This is a genomic window from Phycisphaera sp. (genome assembly GCA_025916675.1).
GTDB lineage: Bacteria > Planctomycetota > Phycisphaerae > Phycisphaerales > UBA1924 > JAHCJI01.
Genome location: CP098402.1, coordinates 3,372,399 through 3,393,202, shown reverse-complemented (window position 1 = coordinate 3,393,202; position 20,804 = coordinate 3,372,399). Strand labels below are relative to the sequence as shown.

Genomic DNA, 20,804 nt, shown 5'->3' with positions numbered 1-20,804 from the left:
CATGGCCCGAACGCCCCACCGATTGCTCCACCTGGTCGAGGCCGACCACCCGGCGATGCCCCCGCCGGAGGCCGACGCGCCCGTGGACATGATCGAACGCGGCGGCGACCTGAGCGCGCTCGCTTGCGCCGCGATGCTCGACGCCGAAGAGACCAATGAGAGTGCGCACGCGGTGGTCGCGCTGGGGCCTTCGACCGTGCAGCGCCGGGCCGCCGCGTTGGGTGCCGACCCGGTCGCCCGTGTGCCCGTCCCGTTCGGCACACCCCACGCCACGGCGAACGGGCTGCGCAAGGTCGTGCGGAACTGCGGCGTGCGGTTCGACGCGTGCATCGCGTGGAGCGCCTTTGCGGCTCGCGTCGCCCGGCTCACGGGGTTCGGCCCCGGGCGGGGTGACCTGGCGCCGTTGCTCGAAGCCGACCCACACCGGCCCGACCCCGAGTCATCGAAGCTCGAACTCTTGCGCGGTGAGCGTGCCGACGCCGGCGCGCTGGGAAGCCTGGCCGATCGGGTGTTCCACGCCGCCCTCGCACCGGCGCGGCTGCCGCTCGGCGGGGCTTCCGACTCCGATGATCCCCGCACCGTGCGCATCGCGCTTCTGGCCGACCCCGCGGCCTCGGGACTGGCCACCCTCGCCTGGCGCGGGGCGGTGCTGGCGGCCGCGGCCTCGGGGCCCACCACCCTCATCCTGCCCGCCGGCTGCGCGGGCGCCCGGCGTGTCGCCCGGCTGCCCGCGGCTGCGAACATGACCGTGGCCTTCGATGCCGGCGGCCTGCCCCAGCGGCTCGCGCGATCGCACGCGGCGCTCGCCGTCTACGGGCCGCAACCGCACCAGCACGCCAGCCCGGGCCTGGTGGCCTATGCGCTGGCGATGGGCGTGCCCGTCGTGGCCGATCCCGCACGATTGACCGAGGGCCACCCGGACTTGGAAGCCGGCATCGCCACACCCGGTGTGCACGGCGTGCACGCGCCCGTGGCCATCGAGATGTCGCGCGCCCTCCTCGCGGCGATGGACGCCGCCCCGACGACGATCTGATTCCAAACGACACCGCCCGCACAGCGCCATTGGGCACCGCGCGGGCGGATGGTTCAGAATCCGAGGAATCGGTCGATCAGCGGCTGCGGCGACGCGGCGCCATCTCGGTCTCGTCCTTATCCTTCGGGGGCTGGAGCACGAGCAGGCGGTCGACGATCTTCGAGATGTTGTCGCTCTTCACGCCGGCGGCACGCACGATGCCGTCGCGATCAACGACGACGTAATAGGGCCACCATTGCACGCCGTAGGCTTCCTTGGTTTTGTCGTCTTGGTCGGCGGCCATGGCAAAGTGGCCGTTGTGCTTCTCGGCCGTCTCCATCATGGACTCGGACTTGTTGGTGTTGCAGATGCCCACGACGCGGACCTGCTTGTCGGCGTACTTCTCGGCCATCTCGGTGTTGTGGGGCATCGCGGCCCGGCAGGGCGGGCACCAGGTGCCCCAGAAGTCGATCACGACGATCTCGCCGCGCATCGACTCGATCGAGCCGCCCTTCATCTCGCTGTTGAGGCTCTTCCACTCGCCAACGCTGAACTTGGGAGCGGGCTTGCCGAGCTGGCTCTGGATCTTCTCCCACGCCTTGTCGTCGCGCTCGCTCGAACCCGAGGCATAGGTAAGGTCACGCGTCAGCACGGTGTCGAGCGTGAAGCGTTCCTGCTGCTCCTGGACTTGCTGATCGCCGCCGTTCTGGCCGTTGGCCATGCCGGCCGACACGGCAAGGGCCGCTGCCATGCCGAGGGCCAGGGCACCGGTGACTCCACACTTGTAAAACGAGCATGCCATGGTTCGATTCCTCCACGCTGGGCCCACCGAGTTCGTGGCAGGCGGATGTCTGCTGGATCGATAGCGGCCCGGGTGTCGGGTCACCACGCTGTGTGAAACAACGCTAGCGCCCGGCTTGTTCCCGGGGCTTGCAGAAGGTCGCCCGGTGTTTATGATGCCCCCATGGCCCCGCCGACCCCCACAAAGCATGTCCGCATCGTCGAGGTTGGCCCCCGTGATGGCCTGCAGAACGAGCCTGGCAGGGTACCCACGGCCGACAAGGCCGAACTTGTTCGCTCTTTGATCGCAACGGGTACCCCCGAGATCGAGCTGACCAGCTTCGTGAGCCCGAAGTGGATTCCCCAACTCGGTGATGCCGCGGAACTGCTCGATTCGCTCACGGGCGACCTGCCCGAGACCACCACGTTCAGCGCACTGGTGCCCAACCAGCGGGGCATGGACCGCCTGCTCGACGCCAACGAGAAGGCGGTCAGGGCGACCGGCCGCCGCGCGATCGACAAGGTGTGCCTGTTCACCGCCGCCAGCGAGACGTTCAGCCAGAAGAACACGAACGCGAGCATCGAGGAGAGCATCACGCGGATGGGGCCGGTCGTGGCAGCCGCGAAGGAACACGAGCTTACGCTGCGCTTGTATGTTTCGTGCGCGTTCGGCTGCCCGTTCGAGGGAGACATCAGGCCGGCAAACGTGGTCTCGACGCTCCGGCTCGCATCGTTGATCTTTGGTGTCGAGGACGATCGATGGTTGCGCGAGCACCTCGAGGTATCGCCGAGCGACACCATCGGCGTTGCGACGCCGGGCAAGATCGGGCTCGTCCTCGAGGCCATTAAGGATGCGACACCGACATGGTGGATCGATCCTTCGACCAACGTGAACCTCCACCTGCACGACACGTTCAACCGCGCCGCCGACTGCGTGCGCGCGGGGCTCGAAGCGGGGGTGCGTTCCTTCGATGGTGCCGTCGGCGGCCTGGGCGGATGCCCCTATGCCTCGACACCCGGCAAACGAGCACCGGGCAACATCGCCACGAGCACGCTGGTCCAGACCGTCGAGGACGCGGGCTACGAGACCGGCGTCGATCATGCGGCCCTCAACATCGCACGCGTCCTGGCCGGCGATCTCGTCGCACGAGCCCGCGCGGGAGCCCCGGCATGATCGCACGGGAACGCATCGGCGATGTCGAGCGGCTGATTCTCTCTCGCCCCGAGCGGCGCAATGCCCTCACGCCAGCGATGCTGGATGACCTCGCCACGCACATCGAGAACGCGAGCGATGCGCACGCGCTGCTGCTGCTGGGCGAGGGCAAGGCCTTCTGCGCCGGCTTCGATCTGGACCTGTGCGTGGGCGAGCGCGGCGACGAGAACCTGCGGTCGCTGCTTTCGGGCCTGTCTCAGTGCATCGTTGGAATGCGGGCACTTCCCTGCCCGGTGGTCCTCGGTGTGCAGGGTGCGGCCATCGCCGGCGGCTGCGCGCTCTTGGGTGGCGGTGATATTGTCTTCGCCCACCCCGATGCCAAGCTGGGATACCCGGTTACGCGTCTTGGCATCTCGCCCGCGGTGAGCGCCCCATTCTTGCGAGCGATCCCCGATGGCCAGGGCCGGCGGCTCATGCTCGATCCGGGGCTCATCGACGGCCGCCGCGCGCACACGATGGGGTTGGTCCACGAACTCTCCGACGAGCCGGCCGCTCGCGCCATGGAGCTGGCCGAGCAGCTCGCCGCCAAGCCGCCACACGCGCTGACCGCCACCAAGCAATGGCTCAACGAGCTCTCGCCCGCCGATGCGCAGCGCGGGCTGGACACCTCGCTCTCGCTCGTGGGCAACGACGAATCCCACACTCTCCTCGCCGCAGCCCTCCAGAAGAAGTAGGCCCATGACCGACTACGCAACACTCGAAACAACCGATTCGATGGCGACGCTCACGATGTACCGCCCCGACGCGCGCAACGCCATGTCGCTGCCGCTGCTCGACGCGATGCACGCGGCGCTCGATGGGCTCCCCGAGGGGCCGCACGTGCTGGTACTGACTGGCGCCGGCAAGAGCTTCTGCGCGGGCATGGACCTCAAGAGCGTGCTGGGCGACGAGCACGCCCCGCCCAAGCTGCTCCACAGCATTGCCAAGCTCACCACGCGGCTGCGCAACCTGCCGATGGTCGTCGTCGCCAAGGTCAACGGGGCGGCCATCGGTGGCGGCTGCGGGCTGGCGTGCGCGTGCGACATCGTGCTCAGCCACGCCGACGCAAAGCTCGGCTTCCCCGAGGTCGACCTGGGCGTGTGCCCCGCGGTCGTCGCCCCACTGCTTGTCAGGAAAATCGGCGCGGGCCCGGCACGGAACATCCTGCTGCGAGGCGGGCTGATGAGCGGCACACGCGCCCACGCGGTCGGTATCGTCGACGATCTGGCCGACTCGCGAGAAGACCTGGATGCGCTGTGCGACACCATTACCCAGCGCCTTGCCTCCGGCGGCGCGAACGCGATCGCCGCGACGAAGCAACTCCTGACCGAGATCGATGGCTCGGGCGACGGCACGCTCGCGGCCCGGGGCGCGGACCTGAGCGCCTCGGTGCTCGCCACGCCCGAGGCCCGCGAGCGGCTGTCGGCGATGTTCCAGAAGTCCTGATGGAATTACGAAAGCCCCCGCGAGTTCACCTCGCGGGGGCAGGCATTCCGTCGCAACGCGACGGTTATTAGGGTTCACCAATCTTCCTTACGGGCAGCCGGCGTCGAACTCGTTCTGGAACGCCAGGAAGTCGAACAGCGTCAGCACGCCGTCACCATCGAAGTCGGCGAGCAGGTCGCCCGAGTCGAAGGCGTTCTGGAACGCGAGGAAGTCGAAGATCGTCAGCACGCCATCGCCATCGATGTCGGCCCGGCAGGCGGTATCGAAGCAGATGTTGTCGATGCTGTAGATCCATGTGTCGGCGAACGAATCGATCTCGATACGCGTCACGCCGGACAGGCCATCGAAGCGAAGGTTCCGGGCCCAGTCGTTGCCGGTCGATGCCAACCCTTCGGTGCGAACCAGGGCCGCACCGCGGTAGAAGCGGATTGGGAACTCGAACCCTGGCGCGGGCGTGCCCGCGCTGTTGAAGTCGAACTCGATCGAGTCGATCGAGGGATTGAACCGCATGCTGAGCGTCAGTTCGCGGTCGCCCGAGGTTCCCCCAGCCGTCGCGTTCACGACCGACAGGGTGCCGAAGAACGAGACAAAATCGGAGATCGAAGCCGGCCCGCCGCCCGTGGTGCTGAATCGCACGCCGGCGTACTGGTTGGTAATGGCCTCGGCCGCGGCACGATCCTCGAACTGGATGCAGCCGGGGTTGCACAGCCACACCATCTGGGCTTCGAGCAGGTCGGCCACCTCCGTAGCGGTCATCGATTCGTACTCGAAGCCGTTGATGAGCGTGCGCTGGCCGCGGCCACCGATGATCGTCGCACCGGGGCCGAACACGGTGGTGAATCGCGAGACAACCTGGGCACCGGGCGAGGCGGTCATATCGTCGCCGTTGTCGTTCCATTCGTCGCCCGCGACGGTGACCGGGCTGGTCGCCACGCTCCACGAGGGGTGCCCGGTGTTGTTGTGGACGGGCTTGGGCGCGAAGAAGTCGACCGTGCTGGCGACGTCGAAGGTCGTCTGCAGGGATGGCGAGGCGTCCAGGTTCCAATACGAGAAGTGGACCTTCGCGCCGTCATCCACCGCCGCATCGACAATGCCCTCGAAACCGGCGGCGAAGCTGTTCGCCGGTTGGTGGATCACGATGCAGTCGTACCGACCGCTGGCGACCGCCGCGTTGAGCGCGGCAGTGTCGCTATCGATCAAGCGGTACCGGGCGGTACCAAAGGCGGCATCGGCGGCATCGACATCCCACTGCGCGTCGTCGCGGGCCTCGGTGTACACCAGCACGCCACTGCCGATGCCGAGCAGGTAGCGGATCTGGGCGCGGATGCCCGCCTGCGTACGGGCCTGGTTGGTCATCGAGCGGTAGTCCCAGGCGTTGTAGATGGTCCGCCCGCCGACCGACGTGGCGATCGCGCCACCCGTGCTGCTGAGGCCCGACCGGTAGCCGGTGTTCAGCGTCAGGTCGTCGCCGTTGTCGGCGTAGTACGGATCGGCCGCATCGGGGAAGAGGTTGCCGGTGCCACCCCAGGACGAATCACCGATATCGACCTTGCCCTTGGGCGCGAAGTAGTCGATTGCGCCGCTGAAGCCGAAGATGTCGCCGCTCAGCAGGTCGTCGCCGTTCCAGTAGGAGCAATGCAGGCGACCGCCGCCGTTCACCCAGTCACGCATCGCGGTGATGGTGTCGGCATCGAACAGATTCAGGGGATTGTTGACGACCACGACATCCCACCCACCGGCGGCGAGCTGGGTACGGAAGTCGGCTTGCAGGTTCCCGTCGATCAGCGTCACGGAAAGCCCGAGTGCATTACAGGCGTCTTCGGCGATATCGGTAGCCGACGCGGCGCTCTCGTTCTCCCAAACGAGAGCGGACTGCGCGCAAGCGAGGCCAGCGGTCGCCAGGAGCGACGCGGCAGAAAGAGCACATACATGGATCGGTTTCATCGGTTCTGTTCCTCCGTGCCCCAGCGCGTCGGACCTCACGCTGGACAACGCGGGCTGGGGCTGAGTCAGAAAGCGGAACAGAACCAACTGAGTCACGCAACTTCCAGATAATTTTTTGTGTTCGTGCGTAAATGCCGACGCTTGCGATGCGACTGGGTCTCAACGGGCCGTGAGCAAAATCCGCAGGTTCTCCTCGGAGATGTGCTCGATGAGCTGCACACGCTCGCGGGGGATGTGGATCTCCATCCGTTCGTTTCCCTCGGCCGCCTTGCGGAGGATGACCCAGTCGTCCTCTATGTCGTGGAGATAGCCCAGCACCTGCGTCGGCCATGTTGCGCCCCGTGCGGTCTGGAACACGGTGATGCCCCCGCCCGTGCTCGTCACGCTCTGGCCTCGCTCGGGGTGCTCGGCCTCGTGGACCAGGTACACCCGCACCGGGTCGTCGGCCGCCGACGAGTTTCCGAGCCCCAGGGCCGCCCCCGTCGCCAGCACCATCGCCACGCCACCAATCGCCAGCCATCGCTTCTGCCGCATGTTGAGCCCTCCCGGCCTTACGCGTCGCTCTGCGAATGCAACGCCACACGGTTACCCTCGCTGTCGTGGACGATCGCCCGGTAGCCGTGCGGCCCGATCGCGTGGACGTCCTGCTTGACCGTCCCACCCAATGTCGGCACCTTGACCACCGCGTCGCGAATCCGGCCGTCGACGTTGAGGTAGATCAGCGCGCCCTTCTCGCACACGGTGCCGGCGTCGGGCACCAGGCAGCCGCCATTGCCCTCGTCGTGCTCAAACACGGCAAACTCGAACCCATCGAACGACTCGCGGCCGACCTTGATGGCCAGCACCCCCGAGTAGAACTCGATCGAGCGATCGAGGTCGACCACGGGAAGGTCGAACCAGACGACGCGGTTGTGCTTGGTGTTGAGGTCGGACATGGAATACTCCTTTTATGCCGGCTGCTTCGCCTCGTTCAACTTCTTGCGAATCACCGTGTGCAGGATCCCACCGTTGCGGTAGTACTCGATCTCGATCGGCGTATCGATGCGGCACTTGCAAGTGAACTCGATCGCCTTGCCATCGGGCGTGCTCGCCTTGACGGGCACGTCGCAGCCGGGCTCGATGGGGCTGGGCAGCATGATGTCGAAGGTCTCGTCGCCCTTCAGGCCCAGGCTCGCGGCGCTCTGCCCGTCCTTGAACACCAGCGGCAGCACGCCCATGAACACCAGGTTGCTGCGGTGGATGCGCTCGAAGCTCTCGGCGATCACCGCACGCACACCCAGCAGCATCGCGCCCTTGGCGGCCCAGTCTCGGCTGGAGCCCATGCCGTAGTCCTTGCCCGCCAGAACCACCAAGGGCGTGCCAGCCTTCTTGTAGTCCATGGCGGCGTCGTAGATGTACTCGACGGGCGCACTGGCCAGGTCCTTGCCCTTGGTGAAGTTGCGGGTCCAGCCGCCCTCGGGCTGCTTCCCGCCCTCGGCGGCGATCTTGTTCTTCACGCGAACGTTCGCAAACGTGCCTCGCGTCATCACGCGGTCGTTGCCGCGGCGGCTGCCGAAGCTATTGAAGTCGCTCTGCTTCACGCCGCTCTCGATGAGGTACTGCCCCGCGGGCGTCTCGGGCTCGATGCGGCCGGCCGGCGAGATGTGGTCGGTCGTCACGCTATCGCCCACCAGCGCCAGGCACCGCGCGCCGCTCACCGGCACGAAGCCCGGGGCCTCCTCGGCCATCCCATCGAAGAACGGCGGGTTCTGGATGTAGGTGCTCTCGTCCTCCCACGGGTACAGGTCGCTCTCGGACACCGGCACCTTGTTCCACGTCTCGTTGCCCGTGAAGATGTCGCCGTACCGCCGCTCGAACTGCTCGCGGTCGATGCACGAGGCCACGACCTTCTGCACCTCTTCGATGCTGGGCCAGATGTCCTTGAGGTACACCTCCTTGCCATCGGGTGTGGTCGCCAGCGGCTCGTTGATCACGTCGATATCGATGCGGCCGGCGATCGCGTACGCCACCACCAACGGCGGGCTCGCCAGGAAGTTCGCCTTTACCTTCGGATGCACGCGTCCCTCGAAGTTGCGGTTGCCGCTCAAGACGCTCGCGGCGATCAGGTCACCACGCACGATGCCCTGCTCGATCTCGGGCGGCAGCGGGCCGCTGTTGCCGATGCACGTCGTGCAGCCGTAGCCAACGGTCTGGAAGCCCAGGGCGTTGAGATCCTCGGTCAGGTTGGCCTTGTCGTAATACTCCGTCACGACCTTGCTGCCGGGCGCGAGCGACGTCTTGACCCAGGGCTTGCGCGTCAGGCCGAGCGCCCGCGCCTTGCGCGCCACCAGACCGGCAGCCACCATCACGCTGGGGTTGCTCGTGTTCGTGCAGCTCGTGATGGCGGCGATGACCACCGAGCCGTGGTGCAGGCGGATCTTCTGGCCCACCCGCGGCGGGTGGCTGGCCTCGGTCAGCTCGACGACAACGCCGTGCTCGTCGAAGTGGGTCGAGTCATCGGAGCTCGGAACGGCATGCTCGGGGTTAACCGCCGAGAACTCGGCCTGTCCGCCCTCGCCGGCCCAGCGGTTCAGGTTCACGCTGCCGCTGGGCGGGTTCTTGCCGAAGGGGCCGGCCAACTCCTCGGTCCAGCGAGCCTTCATGTCGTGCAGGTCCACGCGGTCCTGCGGGCGCTTGGGGCCGGCCAGCGAGGGCTGCACGGTGCTCAGGTCCAGCTCCATCACGTCGGTGAACTCGGGGTCGGGCTGGCTCTCGTCCCACCACAGCATGTTGGCCCTGGCGTACTTCTCGGCCAGCTCGATCTCCTCCTCGCTGCGGTTGGTCAGGTGGAGGTACTCGATGGTCTTGTCGTCGATGGGGAAGAAGCCGCAAGTGGCGCCATACTCGGGTGCCATGTTCGCGATGGTCGCGCGGTCGGGCAGGCTGAGCGCCGCCATACCCGGCCCGAAGAACTCGACGAACTTCTCGACCACACCGAACTCGCGGAGCATCTGTGTGACGGTCAGCACCAGATCGGTCGCCGTCACGCCCTCGGCCAGCTTGCCGGTCATCTTGAAGCCCACCACCTCGGGCGTCAGCATGTACACCGGCTGCCCCAGCATGACCGCTTCGGCCTCGATGCCGCCCACGCCCCAGCCCAAGACGCCCAGGGCGTTGATCATGGTCGTGTGGCTGTCGGTGCCCACCAGGCTGTCGGGGTACACCTGGCGCTCTTCGCCGCTGGCGGTGTTAACGGTCCGTGTCAGGCAGCCGCGCGCGAGATACTCCAGGTTCACCTGGTGCACGATGCCGGTCGCCGGCGGCACGCAGCGGAAGTTGCTCAGGCTCTGCTGCCCCCACTTCAAGAACTTATACCGCTCGTTGTTGCGCTCGAACTCGTGCTGGGCGTTGATGGTCAGCGCCACACGCGTGGCGAAATCGTCCACCTGCACCGAGTGGTCGATCACCAGGTCGCACGCCACCTCCGGGTTGATCATCGTCGGGTCGCCGCCCAGCCGCTTCATGGCGTCGCGCATGGCCGCCAGGTCGACCACGCACGGCACGCCGGTGAAGTCCTGCAGCACCACGCGGCCGGGCGAGAAGGGCATCTCGACGCGGTTCACGTCCTTGGCGTTCCAGTTGGCCAACCCCGCCACGTCGTCCTGGGTCACGGTGAACCCGTCGACGTTCCGCAGCATCGCCTCGAGCAGCACGCGGATCGAGTACGGCAGCTTCCTGACGTTGCCCACCTTCTGGTCGGCCAGAGCCTCAAGGGCGTAGTACGTGTAGTCCCCGCTTTTGCTGGTGCTGAGCGAGCGGCGGCTGTTGAACGGGTTGCTGGCCATGGTGAGTCCTCCTGAAGGGGCGTTGCGAGCAGGTCTACCAGTAGTATCGCCGGGTCGGACCTATTGGTCCAACTGCTTGTGTGCAGAGTTTATATAGACAATGACTATAACGAGCCAGCTACCCGTCTATTGGCTCGTCCGGCGGCTGGGTCTCCCAGTGCTCCAATCGCCCCAGTTCCTGCCCGTGCTCGAACAGGGCGGTCATGTCCTCGGGATCGAAGTCGTCCCACTCGGGGTTGCCATCGAACTGGCGGATGTAGTTGAACCGGAACTCGACGCCGGCCTCGAACGCCTCGGCGTAGAGCTTCTGCAGGCTGCCGATGGCGACCTCGCTGATCATCGTGCCCACCGACCGTCGGGCGATGCCCAGCATGGGCACCCAGCCGAAGTCGACCTCGCGGTATTGGCTTCGCATCTGCCCGTTGATGAGCGCGTACAGCCGGGCCGGCGGCACGCTCGGATCGTCGCGCCGCGATTCGAGCACGTGCGATAGTTGCGCCAGCTCGCGCCGCCAGAAAACGTTCTCGCGCAGCCCGCCATCGACGTGCCAGCGGTGCCTCTGCCGATCGTCGCGCAAGCCAGACTTGATCTTGATCGGCGGGAACGCCATGGGCACCGCGCTCGCTGCGAGCAACACCTTGCGGAACAGCTTGTACTCGTTCGCCAACGCGATGCACACCATGTCCCAGATCACCAGCCGGCCATCCGCAAGATCGACCGTCGCGACATACAGCCCGCGGTCGGCACCCTGCTCGGCGACCTCCTTGATGACGCTCTTGGTGATGTGCTTCTCGATCAGCTCGGCCAGCGGCTTCGAGCTCAGCAGCGACTTGCTGAACGGGATGCTCACCCACAGCCGCTTCTTGTAGACCTTCTCGGTCGTCACGGTGGTGTAGATCTCGCGCAGCGCCGCGTCAGCCTTGTCATTGCCCAAGAACGCCAGTGGTGCCATGAGCGAGCCCGTGCTGATGCCGGTGACCACATCGAACTTGGGCCGATCGCCGCGCTCGGCCCAGCCTGTGAGATATCCCGCGCTGAACGCCCCGAACTTGCCGCCGCCCGAGATCGCCAGCACGGTCAAAGGCTTGACCGGCCCCGCCGGGCACACCACGTCGGCCGCGCTCTGCGCGAATTCGCCGCTGCGCAGCGCACGGCAGCGGACCTCCGGGCGTTCGTCGTGCTTGGCCATCCGTGCCTCCCGTGCCTAGAGCGCCGATACTTCGCCGGCCTCCAGGTCTATGACGAAGCCCACCGGCCCCGCGTTCACCACGATCGCCCCACTCTGACGCTCGAACCGCCCGCCGCTGTCGTGGATGTGCCCGCAAACCACCAATGGCGAGCCCACACGCTCCATCGCCGCGCGCACCGAAAGCGACCCGGCGTGCCGGCCGGCGCTGGTCACGTCGAGCACGCCATGCGGTGGCGAGTGGCTGACAATCACAGCTTGTTCGGGACAGGACTCCAGCAATTTCGCCGCCTCGTCCTCGGTCAGGTCGAAGCTCCACGCCCCAAACGGCGTCACGGGAACACCCGCGCCAAGACCGAAGAACGGCACGCACCCGATCGTGGCCGCCTCGCCGTGGAGCACGCAAGCACTGTCCCACCCTGCGCACGCGACGGCGAGCGCGTCGGGCCGCTCGTTATTCCCTGGCACCAGCACGGTGGGCTTCTCGATGGCCTGGAGCACGTCCACCGTCGGCTCGAGCCCGTGGTGCTGGTTGGCCAGATCCCCGGCAACGACCACGACATCAACGCCGCCGGCGTGCGCGACGATAGCCTCGGCGTGCGGGCGGCTGGTGTGGATGTCCGAGCAGGCGAGGATGCGCATGCCAACACACTACGACGCTGTTGCCATCGCCGCATGGAGATCCTGCTCGAACGCCGCCGCCGCGGGCGAGGGCGCGCGGTCGCGCCGCCGCACGAGGGCGAGCCCGCGCAGCAATCGGCCGTCCCGGCACGCCAATCCGGTTGTCTCGCTCAGGGCCATCCGGCTGACGAACCCAACCCCCACGCCCGCTTGCACCATGCGTGCGATGCCCTCGATCGAGCGTAGCTCCACGACGACCTCGAGATGCACGCCGTGCGCGATGGCCGCCTGATCGATCACCGCTCGCACGCTGCTGCCGGCCTCGAAGCCGACGACCGCCTCGCCCGCGAGCTCCTCCCACGCAAAGTCGGTGTGCCCCGCGAGCGCATGCCCGGGCGGCAGGATCAGCCGCAGCTCATCCTGCGCCCGTGCCACGGTCATCAGCTCGCCACTCCCAGGAATGTTCACCGGCAGCGTGACCACGCCCAGGTCTAGCTCGCCCTTCAGCAGCGCCTCGGCCACCTGGCTGCTGCCCGCCTCGCGCACGCTGACCCGCAGGTCGCGGTGCTTGCGGCGGAACCGCTCGACCACGCCGGGCAGCAGATACGTCACCACCGTCGCCCCCGCGCCGATGCGCACCGTCCCGGCCTCGAGCCCCGCCAGCGCCCGCACCGCCCGCACTCCTGCGTCGACGTTGCGCACCGCCTGGTCGGTATGCTCGAGCAGCGTGAGGCACGCCTCGGTCGGCGTCAACCCCCGCCCCGTGCGGCTGAACAGGTCGACGCCCAACTCCTCCTCAAGCTTTCGGACCGCGGCCGACAGCGTCGGCTGGCTGAGCCCCAGCCGCTGGGCGGCGACCGTCATGGTGCCCGCGTCGGCGATGGCGCGGAGGTATCGGAGGGGGGTGAGTTCCATGGGCTATTGATCCACCCAGATGACCTGATCACGGCGCGATGGATCGCGCCCGGCCATGATGCGCTCGGCGTCGTGCGCCCCGATCGTTCCGTCGTAAACGAAGATACATCGAACCCCCGCCATGCGCGTGGCGTTACAAGCGTACTCGACCATGCGGTACCACAGCTTGGAGCGATGGACGACGTTCAGCCGCTCCTCGTCGAAGACGAACTCGACGTCCATCGTCTGCTGGTGGAAATCGAGCGTCGATCTGTAGTCGAAGAGGATTTCGTCCTCCAGCGAGACCTGGACATTGATGGTGCCCTGCATGCCCCGGCGTGCTAGCTCGTCCAAAGCCTCGCTGAGGCTGCTTGTTTGCTCGATCCAGCCGTCGCCATAGACCTGCTTGACCACGAACGCAAACCCAGGCTGGCCGAGCATCTCGGTCACACGCTCGAGCACGCGCTCCGTGGACGCACCAAAGAAACCGAAGTTGAACGCCGGGAACGAACCATGCGCGTGGGACGCAAGCATCTCGTCGAGAACAGAAGCTGGAAGCTCGTGCATGGCGGCGTCACTCATCGTCGTGGAACGTACACATCGGACACGGCCCACGATCTGTGATCAGCGGTCAGTGGGCCACCGCCCTCGAAGGCCCCGCTTCGGCCCCGATTGTCGATTGGCGGCTCCCCGCGACCGATTGGCGGCCCTCGATGACCGATCATCGGCTCCCGGCAAGCGCTTCGCGGCTCCTGTGCATCGTCCCTCGGCCGCCCACAGACGATGCGCAGGAGCTGATAGCCAGTGCGCAAGAGCACACAGTCGATGCGCAACGGCCGACACACAATGCGCAAGAGCAGAATATCGAGGTTTGCGGACCGCAATCCAACGAACCCTCACAGATTGGCGTTCGCCGGGGTCATTATATAAGGCTATTGTTCGGCATGCCCCCCACCCTCACCACCACCACCCTCACCAGCCCCGTGGGCGTCCTCACCCTGGCCTCCATCACCAATGCCGACGGCCCCCGCGTCGCCCTGGTCGAGTTCGGCCACCGGGCCCCGGCGGCCATGGACGCCCTGGCCACCCTCTTCGATGCGGAGGTCAAACCCAGCGTCGACCCGCCCGAGTGCCCGGCCCTGGCCCTGCTCATGCGGGAGCTGGCCGCCTACTTCACCGGCGACCTGCGCGAGTTCACCGTGCCCCTCGAGCTGGCCGGCACCGCCTTCCAGAGCTCGGTGTGGAACGCCCTGCTCGACATCCCCTACGCCCAGACCATCAGCTACGGCGACCTGGCGAGGGCCATCGGCAAGGAGCCCGGGGCCTCGCGGGCGGTCGGGGCGGCCAACGGGGCCAACCGGCTGGCCATCGTCGTGCCGTGCCACAGGGTGGTGGCCGCCGACGGCAGCCTGCACGGCTACGGCGGGGGCTTGGATCGCAAACGCTGGCTCATCGACCACGAGCGCACGGCCGTGGGCGGCCTGTTCGCGTCGGCGAGCTGACCGCCTCCCGCGGGGGGGTAGAGACCCTTTTCTTCAGGTCAGCGCGGCAATCATCCGTTGATACACACGCATGCGCGTGACCACCATCATCCCAAGCCGGGGAACACCCGGCGGCCCCCTCGCCCGTTGCGTCGCGGCGTTGCTCGCCGGGCGCGACGCCAGGCTCCGCATCATCGCGAGCATCGATGCCCCAGACGCCCCCGACGAGCTCGAACCCCTGACGCGCGACGGCTCGGTGAAGGTTGTCGCCGGCGAGCAGGGCGGGCCAGGAGCCGCGCGCAACCGGGCGCTCGAGTACGCCGAGGGTGATCTTGTACTGTTCTTGAACGACGACGTGGTCCCCGCGCCGCGGCTCGTCGACCACCACCGCGCCGCGCATCGCGACGGCTTGCCGAAGCTCGTCCTGGGCGATGCCCCCTTCGCCGTGCCGGGCGAAGATCGCGTCATCGACCGTCTCACGCGCGAGACGGCCCTCCTGTTCTTCTACAGCGACATGAACTCGATGGAGCGGGATCGAGACTGGAGCTTCCGCCACGCGTGGACGCTCAACCTCTCGGTGCCGCGTGCGATCTGTGAGCCCTTCGACGGCCGGCTCAGCCATCCGATGTTCGACGACCTCGAATGGGCCTACCGCGTCACCACCGACAACGGCGCGCCCGTGCTCTACCGCCCCGAGGCCAGCGTAACCCACCACCACCGCTACGAGCCCGCGCAGATCCTGGCGCGCGAGGCCTTGTTGGGCCACCAGGCCCTGGCCCTGCACCGCACCAACCCCGCCTGCGCCACCGCCGTCTTCGGTGATCGCTTCGACGGCTCGCCGGCTTCGACCAGCGACGCCCAGGCCCTCATCACCGCCGACGCCGCGCAGGAATACGCGCACTTCGAGGCTGTAGCCACGCGACCCGCGCTGAGCGCTAACATCCACGACCTCTTCGCCCGCGCCCGCACCTGGCGCATGGCCGCCCGTGCCGCCGGCTATCTGGCTGCCGTCAATGGCAAGCCGTCACCCACGGCTGCCAGCATCTTCCCCGTTGGAACGGGCGTGTGAAACGCGTCGTCCTGTTCGGCAGCCGCCGCCCGCTCGACCAGTTCGCCGGCGTGCCGCAGACGTTGGAACAACTGGGCACGGAGGTCGTCTACGAACGCCTCTGGGATCGCCAGATGCGCTTCGGCCATCACGCGAACCCCAATGCCATCGACGGTGCGCACGCGCTCGCCTTCGCCGACCTGAGCTACAACGCGCACCTCGCGCCGACACGCCTCGCCCGCGAGCGGGGCATCCCCACCGTTCTGCTCGTCGACGGCGTCGTCGAATACGCCAACACCTTCATGAATCCCTGGCTCGGCCCCACGCACCTCCAACGCACACCCCACGACCTCGTACTCGCCACGGGCCCACTGCAAGCGAAGCTCCTCGAACACCTCGGCAACCGCGTCGTCACCACGGGCCTGCCACGCCTGGACGGCTTCGAGAACCGCATTACCGAAGCGCGAAAGCACCTCGAGCCGAACCAGTGGCTGCTCGCCGTCACCGCTCTCACACCCGCCATGGACGACGATGCGCTGAGCCGCGTGCGAGGCATGCTTCGCACCATTCGTGACGAGTCCAAGCGTCGCAATCTCAGTGTACGTTGGCGCATCGCTCCCCATCTGGCCGACGCGCTCGGCGTGCCGGTCGACACGGCCGCACTTATCGAGTCCCTCGCCGGTGCCAAGGCCACGCTCACCACTGCCAGCACGCTCGCCGTCGAATCAATGCTCGCCGGCGTGCCCACGGCCGTTGCCCATCCGCATCCCTGGCCGCTGTGGGTGCCCGCCGCGTGGGTGTGGCAGGCGTCCCCCGACAACGCACCGCTCGGCAACTTGCCCATCGAGTACCTCACGACATGCTCGGCTGTCCTCGATGCGCCCCTGGCATCGCCAGACCTCAGGAACCAGCGGGCCATACTCGACCAGCTCCACACACCCAAGGCCGCAACCAACGTCGCGCGCACGCTGCTCGGTGCAACGCCGGCTAGCAACGCCAACCCCATCCCATCCATGGCCCGCGTTCGCGTTGCGCCCTCCCCCTGCGACACGCTGCACATCGCCATCTGCGATCACACGCAACCGCGACCACGGATCGTCGATCACGCCCTGCGCGCAATGACGACCAATACACACGACCACCTGCTGTGCGTTGGCTTGAGCCCGCTCAACTTCCAGAATACCAACACGCCCTCGCTCGACCACCCACGCGCCCACGAGGTCATCCTCGACCCTATCGCCGCCGAGCACGAACGCGCCCAATCACTCCTCGATACCGCGCTCGTACTCAAGCCCACGCGCGTTTCCTTTGACGACAACCGCGCCCTCGCTCTGGCCGCCCAACTCGTCTCACGCGGCGTTCGATGCGACGATCCTCGATTGGCTTCGAGAAGTGACCATGCCGTACACACGACCGAGCAATGGCCCTTGGCCCCTCGCTCGCCCGCAAGCGAAATCGAGGCCGACGCCTGGCTCGAACGCGAGCTCTGCCAAGCCGGCTACGCATACATCGCTTACGACCAACCGGAAGAGGATTGCGATGCCGTGCTCGTGCGGGCCGCGTCACCTCGACCACACCCGGCAGTCTTGGAGCAGTGGCGTACCCGTGGCCTGGGCGTCGCCGTCTCACCCAACATGCATGTTGAAACAGGCGTCTACGCCGCCGAGAGTGCCCTCGCGCGCTTACAACACCAAGGCTGCACACGCCTCTGCGTCGCTGGCACGGCCGAGCGCTCACCCATCCTCGCCGCCCCCATCCGCCACGGCGCACCCATCTTCGGCTGGCTCGACGACGACGCGCTCGACCCCACGACCCACATGGGCCTGCCCGCGCACCCGTTCGAGAGTGGCTTGGCCAGACTCAAGCCCAACGGCCTGTTCGTGCTGCGCGAGCCCATGCTCGACCGCTGCCGCGCCACCGGCCTGCCTACCGAATTAATCGACCTACACGAAGCTCTTGCGCACCAGCCCGATCATCGCGTCGGCGAACCGATCCATCGCGAACCGCTCGCGCACCCGGGGGTTGATCGACGCTGACCAATGCTCACGCCAGCCGGTATCCCGGGCTTTGCGCGCTATCCGCTCCAACTCGTCCTCGCTCGCGAAGCCGATCTCACCCACGTCCACCAGCATCACAGCCGGATCGTCCTCGGGCATCCTGGGCTTGCCCAGCGGGCAGTCTTTTAGGATGCCCATCTCGTAGGCCGAGGGCGACACGACACCATCATCGCCGAGCGTCAGCCCGCACCGCCCCCACAACGCCGCCACGCGTATCAGCCCATCGTGATTCGCGATGACATAGCTGGGCCGCCCGTCCTCGGTCCGGCCATCGGGCTCGACCTGCCCCACCATGGCGTTGAGCTGGAACCACCGCGCCCGATCGACGTCCTCGAAGCTCCGCCGCACGACCGGCAGCCCACCGCTCATCGCCGCCTCGGCCACGCGCTGGTGCATCAGCCCGCGCACCGACGCGTGGATTGTCACGCCCGCGAGCTGGTACGCGGCCCGCAGCTCCTCGCCGTGCCCCAGCTCGCCCCTGGCGTACTCGGCCAACTCGGGGTGTTCCTCCCAGCCATTGCCATACAGGTGCAGCCGCCAGCCGTTGCGCTCGCACACCGCGGCGGCCCACACGGCCGATTGCTGGCGATAGTGCAGATCGGCCAACGGCATGACGATCTCGTGCAGGAAACCCTCGACCATCGCCGCCGGCGGTGTCCGCCCGCACCCGCTGCGGATCGCCTCCTCGCATCGGGCTCGCAGCTCCCGCGCTGTCCACCGGTGCTCGCGCTGCGCGCGCTCCAGCCCAATGGGAACCAGCCGTTCCATCTCCGCGATCGCGCGGCCCGTGGGTGTCGCGCCCCCGGCTTCCTCGATCTTCCGCCGCACGTACGCCGCAGGAAGCTCGCTGTGCCGCGTCATCATCGCCACGTCACACCGCAGGTGCTCGAACTCTTCACCCACCGGCTCGCGATGGAACTTCGCCGGCGACACCGCGTTGGGCCACGCCAGCATCCGCTCCTCGGGCAGTCCGACGCGCGTCCGCAGCTCCGGATACAGCATACCGACTACATAGTCGAGCGTGCCCACCCGCGGCGGCGAGGCTCCGGTGAAGTAGTGCGGCATCGCATCCTGAGACCAGGTCACCACGGGCACGTGCGGCGGCAGCACCGGGCCGATCTGCGGCCTGAAAAAATTCAGCAGCACGACACCATCGGGATCGAACTCGGCCACCGCACGCGTGTAATGCAGCTGCGTCTGACGCGTGTGGTCGTCGGGCTCGAGCAGCAGCCTGGCCTCGTGGCCGATCGCGTCGAGCGCATCGACCAGGTCCGCCGCCGCGTGCCGCATGTACGTCGAGAAACGTGTCGTACTGACGAGGATCCGCAGCGTCTTTCCTTCCCGCCAACGCGCCCGGACCGCTTCGCGCCGCTGCCGGCTGTTGGCCCCCTCGCGCATCATGGCGACGCGATCGCGCATCAACGCCTGCTGCCGCGCGTGCGCCTCGCCCAGCACCTTGGCCACGCCCGTCGCCAGTTCGGGCGGTGCCCCGTTGGGGATGACGTCCTTGGGCAGTGGGTCGTCCACACGCTCGGTGAGCCACGCCTGGAACGCCGACATGCCCAGCGGCCCGATGAACCACTCGACTCCGGGAGCACCGAGCAGATCCCGCGCCGCGGCCTGGCCATCCGAGGCGGCGTACCGCGCGATCGCCGCCAGCGCGACCTCGGCCCGAGGCTCGACAACGAAGATCCGTGGCCGATACTGCAACACGCCAGACCTGTCGGCAATCGCTCGCACCAGCACGTCGGCCGAGCCCAGCCCCGCCACCGCGACCGGCGGCGCGAACCGCTCGCCCGCCGGCCAGATCACCTTGCCACCCCCAGCCACCGGCGCTTCGGCCAGTGCCGAGCCAACACCTTCGAGCACGCCGCCCGAGATCCCCCACCGCTCACTCGCCAACGGCCACAACGACCGCGCGAGCTCGAGCAGCGGGCCAGACCCAGCGGGCGCACGGACAGCGGGGATCGCGGACATCCCCAGTCCATCGGCCCCGGGCTCGTGCCCGCACCAGAAGATGGCCGATGACCGCCCCGTGAGCGCCTTGCATACGCAGAACCTGCCGACCGAGTCCACGCCACCCGCCACATGGCAGCCCAAGGCCCCGCGCCTGCCGCTCGTGCCCCAGCTCCGCGAGCGACTGCTCGACCGCACCGCCGCCTGGCTGGCCGCTCATGGCGTGAAACGCATCGCCCTCTACCCCGGCGGCCGCCACACCCGTGCCATCATCCGCCAGCCCTGGCTGTTCCACGGCATCGAGGTCGCCGCCGTCCTCGACGACCAGCCCGAGCGCGACCACCTCGCCGGCGTTTGTGTCCTCTCGCCAACCCAAGCCGCCCAGAGCCCGACCTTCCAGGCCGTCGTCCTCAGCGCCACCGAGCACGAAGACACGCTCCGCGATCGCGCCCACGCCGCCTTCGCCGGCACAGCGGTCAAGGTCGTCTCGCTCTACCTGCCCGACGATTCCCTCTGGGACGCCAACACGACCGTCGAACGCCTCGTCGCCCGCGGCATCCCTCTCGACGATGCCCGCTGGCTCGTCGACAACCGCGGCGAGCGTCACGATGCCCTGCTGCCCATCATCCCTCCCGCGCGGACCGAGCTGCACGCGCGTCGGTACGAGCTCGCCGCAGACATCGCACTCGAGAACAACGCCCGGCGCATCGCCGACGTTGCCAGCGGGACCGGCTACGGCTCACGGTTGCTCGCGACGATCGCCGACGCCACCACCGACGGCGTCGACCTCGACCCCGACGCCATCGAGTACGCCCGCCGCCACCACGCGTGCGAGGGTCGCTGCGCGTTCCACGCCGCCGACGCCTGCGACACACCCCTGAACTCCAACACCTACGACCTGGCCGCCAGCTTCGAGACCATCGAGCACGTCCAGAACGCAACGGGGCTCATCGCGGAATTGCACCGCATCCTCAAGCCCGGCGGCACGCTGGTCATCAGCACGCCCAACCGTATCGGCCCCACGCCCTACCACGTCCACGACTTCGGCCTTCCCGAGTTCTCGGCGATGGTCGAGAGCTGCCTCACCGTCGAGCGTTGGATCGGCCAGAACGCCACCGATGAGGTGTATAGCCCAGGCCTGCCCCCCGGCATGTGGGCCATCGACCGGGCGGCCGCCATGGACGAGCGATGGACCGGTCTGGGTGGGGGCGGCGGCGGCAAGCCCCAGTTCCTCATCGCCATCGCGCGCAAGACCGGCAGCTCGCGGACGACACCCGTCGATCACATCGACGCCATCGTCTCTTGGCTGCACCAACGGCGTTGAGTTCCACGCACGAGAACGGAGGCCGGCCACACCGGGGTC

Annotated in this window: 18 protein-coding genes; 8 read left to right on the top strand and 10 right to left on the bottom strand. The window is 67.7% G+C overall.

What is annotated here, in order from left to right; translation table 11 throughout:
* Position 1: 1 nt before the first annotated feature.
* Positions 2–1,033, top strand: coding sequence for a hypothetical protein (locus NCW75_14535; GenBank protein UYV12501.1), 1,032 nt, complete (start codon positions 2–4; stop codon positions 1,031–1,033).
* Between the two features lie 76 nt (positions 1,034–1,109).
* Here NCW75_14535 and NCW75_14530 read toward each other — a convergent pair whose 3' ends face one another.
* Complete coding sequence (locus NCW75_14530; GenBank protein UYV12500.1) at positions 1,110–1,814, bottom strand: TlpA family protein disulfide reductase; 705 nt, start codon at positions 1,812–1,814, stop codon at positions 1,110–1,112.
* Between the two features lie 162 nt (positions 1,815–1,976).
* On the opposite strand from NCW75_14530, the gene NCW75_14525 reads away from it, so the two are divergent.
* Genes NCW75_14525 through NCW75_14515 form a run of 3 tightly spaced genes read left to right on the top strand, consistent with a single transcriptional unit; the run spans position 1,977 to position 4,430 of the window.
* Entirely contained in the window at positions 1,977–2,966 is a 990-nt protein-coding gene (locus NCW75_14525; protein UYV12499.1) for a hydroxymethylglutaryl-CoA lyase, read from the top strand.
* Positions 2,963–3,679: an enoyl-CoA hydratase/isomerase family protein gene (locus tag NCW75_14520; GenBank protein ID UYV12498.1), complete on the top strand. Its 717-nt coding sequence runs from the start codon at positions 2,963–2,965 to the stop codon at positions 3,677–3,679. The genes NCW75_14525 and NCW75_14520 overlap by 4 nt, the downstream gene beginning before the upstream one ends.
* A 4-nt stretch (positions 3,680–3,683) precedes the next feature.
* On the top strand, positions 3,684–4,430 hold the full coding sequence (locus NCW75_14515) for an enoyl-CoA hydratase/isomerase family protein (GenBank protein UYV12497.1): 747 nt from the start codon (positions 3,684–3,686) through the stop codon (positions 4,428–4,430).
* A gap of 87 nt (positions 4,431–4,517) precedes the next feature.
* Here NCW75_14515 and NCW75_14510 read toward each other — a convergent pair whose 3' ends face one another.
* The 8 genes from NCW75_14510 to NCW75_14475 form a co-directional block, all read right to left on the bottom strand.
* Complete coding sequence (locus tag NCW75_14510; GenBank protein ID UYV12496.1) at positions 4,518–6,374, bottom strand: hypothetical protein; 1,857 nt, start codon at positions 6,372–6,374, stop codon at positions 4,518–4,520.
* 159 nt (positions 6,375–6,533) lie between these two features.
* The gene (locus NCW75_14505; GenBank protein UYV12495.1) at positions 6,534–6,908 is read right to left on the bottom strand and encodes a hypothetical protein; all 375 of its coding nucleotides are present in this window, start codon (positions 6,906–6,908) and stop codon (positions 6,534–6,536) included.
* 17 nt (positions 6,909–6,925) lie between these two features.
* On the bottom strand, positions 6,926–7,309 hold the full coding sequence (locus NCW75_14500; protein UYV12494.1) for a VOC family protein: 384 nt from the start codon (positions 7,307–7,309) through the stop codon (positions 6,926–6,928).
* 12 nt (positions 7,310–7,321) lie between these two features.
* Positions 7,322–10,198: an aconitate hydratase gene (locus NCW75_14495; GenBank protein UYV12493.1), complete on the bottom strand. Its 2,877-nt coding sequence runs from the start codon at positions 10,196–10,198 to the stop codon at positions 7,322–7,324.
* Positions 10,199–10,316: 118 nt separating this feature from the next.
* Positions 10,317–11,387, bottom strand: a complete 1,071-nt coding sequence (locus NCW75_14490) for a patatin-like phospholipase family protein (GenBank protein ID UYV12492.1) — start codon at positions 11,385–11,387, stop codon at positions 10,317–10,319.
* 15 nt (positions 11,388–11,402) lie between these two features.
* Complete coding sequence (locus tag NCW75_14485) at positions 11,403–12,026, bottom strand: metallophosphoesterase family protein (protein UYV12491.1); 624 nt, start codon at positions 12,024–12,026, stop codon at positions 11,403–11,405.
* A 9-nt stretch (positions 12,027–12,035) separates the two neighbouring features.
* Positions 12,036–12,920, bottom strand: a complete 885-nt coding sequence (locus NCW75_14480) for a LysR family transcriptional regulator (GenBank protein ID UYV12490.1) — start codon at positions 12,918–12,920, stop codon at positions 12,036–12,038.
* Positions 12,921–12,923: 3 nt separating this feature from the next.
* A complete protein-coding gene (locus NCW75_14475; GenBank protein UYV12489.1) occupies positions 12,924–13,481 on the bottom strand; it encodes a hypothetical protein in 558 nt (185 codons plus the stop codon).
* A gap of 362 nt (positions 13,482–13,843) precedes the next feature.
* Between NCW75_14475 and NCW75_14470 the strand changes: the two genes are divergently transcribed.
* The 3 genes from NCW75_14470 (at position 13,844) to NCW75_14460 (ending at position 17,464) form a co-directional block, all read left to right on the top strand.
* Positions 13,844–14,401: a methylated-DNA--[protein]-cysteine S-methyltransferase gene (locus tag NCW75_14470; protein ID UYV12488.1), complete on the top strand. Its 558-nt coding sequence runs from the start codon at positions 13,844–13,846 to the stop codon at positions 14,399–14,401.
* A gap of 70 nt (positions 14,402–14,471) precedes the next feature.
* Positions 14,472–15,449, top strand: a complete 978-nt coding sequence (locus NCW75_14465) for a glycosyltransferase (GenBank protein ID UYV12487.1) — start codon at positions 14,472–14,474, stop codon at positions 15,447–15,449.
* A complete protein-coding gene (locus NCW75_14460; GenBank protein ID UYV12486.1) occupies positions 15,446–17,464 on the top strand; it encodes a hypothetical protein in 2,019 nt (672 codons plus the stop codon). Before NCW75_14465 ends, NCW75_14460 begins: the two co-directional genes overlap by 4 nt.
* Here the strand turns inward: NCW75_14460 and NCW75_14455 are convergent.
* On the bottom strand, positions 17,372–19,462 hold the full coding sequence (locus NCW75_14455) for a hypothetical protein (protein ID UYV12485.1): 2,091 nt from the start codon (positions 19,460–19,462) through the stop codon (positions 17,372–17,374). The genes NCW75_14460 and NCW75_14455 overlap by 93 nt on opposite strands.
* Before the next feature lie 58 nt (positions 19,463–19,520).
* Here NCW75_14455 and NCW75_14450 point away from each other — a divergent pair, with 58 nt between their 5' ends.
* Positions 19,521–20,765, top strand: coding sequence for a class I SAM-dependent methyltransferase (locus tag NCW75_14450; GenBank protein UYV12484.1), 1,245 nt, complete (start codon positions 19,521–19,523; stop codon positions 20,763–20,765).
* Positions 20,766–20,804 lie beyond the last annotated feature (39 nt).

Excerpts from the sequence above, each read along its gene's own strand:
- NCW75_14535 (UYV12501.1), top strand. The coding sequence starts at position 2 with ATGGCCCGAACGCCCCACCGATTGCTCCACCTGGTCGAGGCCGACCAC.
- NCW75_14530 (UYV12500.1), bottom strand. The coding sequence starts at position 1,814 with ATGGCATGCTCGTTTTACAAGTGTGGAGTCACCGGTGCCCTGGCCCTC.
- NCW75_14525 (UYV12499.1), top strand. The coding sequence starts at position 1,977 with ATGGCCCCGCCGACCCCCACAAAGCATGTCCGCATCGTCGAGGTTGGC.
- NCW75_14520 (UYV12498.1), top strand. The coding sequence starts at position 2,963 with ATGATCGCACGGGAACGCATCGGCGATGTCGAGCGGCTGATTCTCTCT.
- NCW75_14515 (UYV12497.1), top strand. The coding sequence starts at position 3,684 with ATGACCGACTACGCAACACTCGAAACAACCGATTCGATGGCGACGCTC.
- NCW75_14510 (UYV12496.1), bottom strand. The coding sequence starts at position 6,374 with ATGAAACCGATCCATGTATGTGCTCTTTCTGCCGCGTCGCTCCTGGCG.
- NCW75_14505 (UYV12495.1), bottom strand. The coding sequence starts at position 6,908 with ATGCGGCAGAAGCGATGGCTGGCGATTGGTGGCGTGGCGATGGTGCTG.
- NCW75_14500 (UYV12494.1), bottom strand. The coding sequence starts at position 7,309 with ATGTCCGACCTCAACACCAAGCACAACCGCGTCGTCTGGTTCGACCTT.
- NCW75_14495 (UYV12493.1), bottom strand. The coding sequence starts at position 10,198 with ATGGCCAGCAACCCGTTCAACAGCCGCCGCTCGCTCAGCACCAGCAAA.
- NCW75_14490 (UYV12492.1), bottom strand. The coding sequence starts at position 11,387 with ATGGCCAAGCACGACGAACGCCCGGAGGTCCGCTGCCGTGCGCTGCGC.
- NCW75_14485 (UYV12491.1), bottom strand. The coding sequence starts at position 12,026 with ATGCGCATCCTCGCCTGCTCGGACATCCACACCAGCCGCCCGCACGCC.
- NCW75_14480 (UYV12490.1), bottom strand. The coding sequence starts at position 12,920 with ATGGAACTCACCCCCCTCCGATACCTCCGCGCCATCGCCGACGCGGGC.
- NCW75_14475 (UYV12489.1), bottom strand. The coding sequence starts at position 13,481 with ATGAGTGACGCCGCCATGCACGAGCTTCCAGCTTCTGTTCTCGACGAG.
- NCW75_14470 (UYV12488.1), top strand. The coding sequence starts at position 13,844 with ATGCCCCCCACCCTCACCACCACCACCCTCACCAGCCCCGTGGGCGTC.
- NCW75_14465 (UYV12487.1), top strand. The coding sequence starts at position 14,472 with ATGCGCGTGACCACCATCATCCCAAGCCGGGGAACACCCGGCGGCCCC.
- NCW75_14455 (UYV12485.1), bottom strand. The coding sequence starts at position 19,462 with ATGTCCGCGATCCCCGCTGTCCGTGCGCCCGCTGGGTCTGGCCCGCTG.